The organism is Streptomyces calidiresistens, from assembly GCF_014141525.1.
In the GTDB taxonomy this organism is placed as follows: domain Bacteria; phylum Actinomycetota; class Actinomycetes; order Streptomycetales; family Streptomycetaceae; genus Streptomyces; species Streptomyces calidiresistens.
This window is the reverse complement of record NZ_VKHS01000635.1, coordinates 1-3,285: the sequence shown is the minus strand read 5'-3', so window position 1 is coordinate 3,285 and position 3,285 is coordinate 1. Positions and strand designations below refer to the sequence as shown.

Here is a 3,285-nt window from a genome sequence, read left to right as displayed (position 1 = left end):
GCACCCCACCGCTCCCGCTCCGGGGTCAGGCAGGTGGTGACGGTGACGACGCAGCAGTATCGCCGTCACCCAACACCGAATCCGCTCCCACATCCCCCCTCACCTCCCCCCGCGCACCCGGCAAAGAAGTGAGGACCTGCGTCGTCGTCCGGGCGGACTCCAGCAGCTCCCCGTTCTGAGCCTCCAGCCGCGCACGCCCGGACTCCGCCGCCTCATACGCCTGCCGCCAGTGCCGGGCCGCCTCAACTTGCGCCTCCAGCGCCGCCTCGTGCCGCCCGAGAATCTGCTGCAAAACCGACTGCGGAACCAGTCGCCCCGTGACGATGAAGTACACCGCCAGGGCGAGAAGCGCCCACCCGCTCCCCATCCCCAGCAGCTGCACCGGCAGCCCGGCATCCTCCAGCACTACACCGCTCGCGGCCCGGACGGTGCCCCCTGCTCCTCACCGGCCACGGCGGGAGCGGGGGAGACCTGACCCCGGGTGAGCAACGCCAGCACCGCCACCGTCATCCCGGACATCGCGGCGACCAGCTCCGGCGACACCTCCAACCCGAACGCCGCCACCAGCGCCACCAACGCACCGATCGCACCGGTGAACGCCGCCGGCGCGACCGGCCGCGTCACCGCCGCCGTCACCGCCCCGCCCACCGCCGACACCGCGGCGACGATCGCCCCCGCCTGCACCGTGGTCAACCCGACCCCGAGGGTCACCGCCACGGACAGCCCAGCCGACAGCACCCCCAACCACAACGCCGGCTCCCGCCCGAACACCACCGTGCTCACCTTCTTCACGACCTGCTCCTCTCGTCCGCGCACGGCACCCGCCGCACACCCTGCTCCTGCTGCTGCGCCCGCTCGGCCAGCCACCGCCGCACCGCGCGGTTGTGTCGGGCATCCGCCAACGCGTTGTGCTCGCCGCCCTGCTGCTTCGGGAGTTCGTCCCACCGGATGCCCAGGCGCCGGGCCTCCTGCTGGATGTCGTGTGTGTACATCGGCACCCCATCGGGGAGCGCGACCATCGGCCCCCAGAGCTGCGCGAGGGCGACATGGTCATAGGCGCCGTAGTTCGCCCACAGCTCCACATCCGGCCCGCACCCGACGATGAAGTCCCGCACCTCCTCCGCGATCCGCGCCCGGGACTTCACGCGGGCGTCGGCGTAGTCGAACAACCACCGGCCCGGCACGTGATTCCGCCGATCACCAGAACCCTGCGGCAGGTGTGGAATGACGTGCTCCATCAGCCACGAGTGCCGCCGGATCCGTCGCCGCGCCCACCACCCCGCCACACCCCGCGTCAGGCCCCGGGACACCGCGTAATACTCACGGCCGTCATCCGCGACCATGCCGATGCTGATCGGCAGAATCCGGCGTCCGTCCTCGAGGAACTCCCAGTCGTAATAGATCGCCGTCACCGGCCACCTCCGTAGGCCAGACGGTGCGCGTGCGCCCAGCCCTGCGAGCCGACCGCCACATCCCGGGTGACCCCAACGCTGCGGAACTGCGGGTGCGCGTTGTGGAACCGCGCCGTCGCCTCCTGCGTGGCCGGTCCGTAGTTCGGGTGCTCCTGCACGCTCCCCGGCATGAAGCTGAGGCGCTTCAAGCACCTCTGCCACCCCACCGCCGACGGAGTCGAGGAGTTCGGCCGCAGCCCCCTGGGGAACGGCGGCGGCGTGTACGGCGCCGGCGGGGAGGCGGCCGGGATGGTGAGGACCTGACCCGGCCGAATCACGTAGGGGGAGGAGATCCGGTTCGCCTGCGCGAGCTGCTGCCACGACACCCCCGGAATGCCTGCGGCGATCCCCGACAGGCTGTCCCCCGACCGCACCGTGTACCGACCCGACACCGGCGGAACAGCCTGCGAGGACCCGGGGATGATGACGACGTCCCCCACCCTCACCACGTCCGGGTTCACGATCCCCGACGCCGCGGCGATGGCCGCCACCGTGCTCCCGAACCGCTGCGCGACCTCCCACAGCGTCTCCCCCCGCGCCATCACGTGCTGCCGCGCACCCACCGGAGGCACCGCCACCGTCGGCCGCCGCGCCCCCGCCCGCACCCACGCCGTCAACGCCGGCCCCGGGCAGGCGGTCGCGAAATCGTCGGCGTGCCGGGCGACCTCGTCACCGCACGGACCGTTCGCCCGGCAGTGCTCTATCGCATCCCGCATCCCGTGCAGCATCGCGTCCGGCGGTTCGGTCAGGCCGGAAGCCCCGAGGAGCGCACACACCGCGTAATGGGCGTCGTTGAGCGAGGTGTTGCCGTTCGCCGCGTTCCGACGCTCCAGACCACGCCCCTCGTACACCGAGCCGTGGGTGCAGACCACGAAGGAGTAGGCGATGTCCGACCAGCCGTTGCCGTCCATGTGCTGGGCCTGGATGGCCCGCACGTAGGCCGCGCACTGGGAGTGCGCACGATCCGAGTAGGCGGTGCCGAGGTAGTGCACCTTCACCCCGGCCCGCGCCCGCCCGTACCGCGTCGCCCCGTTCGGCGTCCGGAAAGGCCGGGCGCCCCACTGCGCCCGCGTTATGAGATCGATCACCGCTCACGCACCTCCAACATCGGGGCCGGCACCACGCCGGCCCCCCGAAACCAATGGGCCCAAGACCCGGACCACCGTCAGGAACAGGTCGTCCTTCACCCGCTGCACCGCCGGCAGCTCCCCGTACGGCACCAGACACGGATGCGTTTTCAGCTCCGGATCCTTCGTCGGCCCCCACCGCCAGCCGTCCGCCAGGCGGTGCCGGCACCACGCCTCGTGCAGCTCCTCCGGCCCCACTCCCGCCAGGGCGTGCCGCACTCCATCAAGCGATGACTCCCGCTGCCACGCCGGCGCCTGCTCCCACGGCAGGGACGGCGCCTCCCCGGTCACCTCCTGCCACGCCCGGTTCGTCTCGTGGCACACCCGCGCCACCGCCTCCGGCGACAACACCACCTCGTCTTCACCGTGGAAATCCGGCAGTTCAGACGCTTCTGGGGGCACCGACCACACCTCCGGGCATGATGGAATCCAACGGATTTCTACAGAGTGGCACACGATGGCAACAGAAACCCACGCGAACGAACATCAAGAAGGCGAAGAGAGCAACGAACCGGCCCCGGCCCCCGACGAACTCGGGGCCCTGGAGGAAACGCTCCTCGCCGCGATCCTCGCCGCGCTCCTGGCCGCCACCACCCACGCCGACCGCGCCACCAACACCGCCGAAGACGCCGCCCGCCGCACCGCCCTCCTCGCCGACGCCCTCCTGGCCGCCGCCGACCACACCCCCCTCCTCAACACCATCACCA

At 71.6% G+C, this 3,285-nt stretch carries 6 protein-coding genes; 1 reads left to right on the top strand and 5 read right to left on the bottom strand.

Annotation, left to right across the window (positions count from 1 at the left end; all coding sequences use genetic code 11):
• Positions 1 to 25: 25 nt before the first annotated feature.
• From FOE67_RS20755 to FOE67_RS20735, 5 genes are read right to left on the bottom strand one after another with little or no spacing between them, the layout of a single operon-like run.
• Positions 26 to 406, bottom strand: a complete 381-nt coding sequence (locus tag FOE67_RS20755; RefSeq protein WP_182666352.1) for a hypothetical protein — start codon at positions 404 to 406, stop codon at positions 26 to 28.
• Positions 406 to 792, bottom strand: a complete 387-nt coding sequence (locus FOE67_RS20750) for a hypothetical protein (protein WP_323385176.1) — start codon at positions 790 to 792, stop codon at positions 406 to 408. The genes FOE67_RS20755 and FOE67_RS20750 overlap by 1 nt, the downstream gene beginning before the upstream one ends.
• Entirely contained in the window at positions 789 to 1,412 is a 624-nt protein-coding gene (locus tag FOE67_RS20745; protein WP_182666351.1) for a 3'-5' exoribonuclease domain-containing protein, read from the bottom strand. Before FOE67_RS20745 ends, FOE67_RS20750 begins: the two co-directional genes overlap by 4 nt.
• Positions 1,409 to 2,539 carry a LysM peptidoglycan-binding domain-containing protein gene (locus FOE67_RS30485; protein WP_182666350.1) on the bottom strand — a complete coding sequence of 377 codons (1,131 nt, stop codon included), beginning with the start codon at positions 2,537 to 2,539 and terminating at the stop codon, positions 1,409 to 1,411. Before FOE67_RS30485 ends, FOE67_RS20745 begins: the two co-directional genes overlap by 4 nt.
• 3 nt (positions 2,540 to 2,542) lie before the next feature.
• Entirely contained in the window at positions 2,543 to 2,980 is a 438-nt protein-coding gene (locus FOE67_RS20735) for a RyR domain-containing protein (protein ID WP_323385174.1), read from the bottom strand.
• Between the two features lie 55 nt (positions 2,981 to 3,035).
• Here FOE67_RS20735 and FOE67_RS20730 point away from each other — a divergent pair.
• A partial coding sequence (locus FOE67_RS20730; protein WP_182666349.1) for a hypothetical protein occupies positions 3,036 to 3,285 on the top strand: 250 nt, incomplete at its 3' end.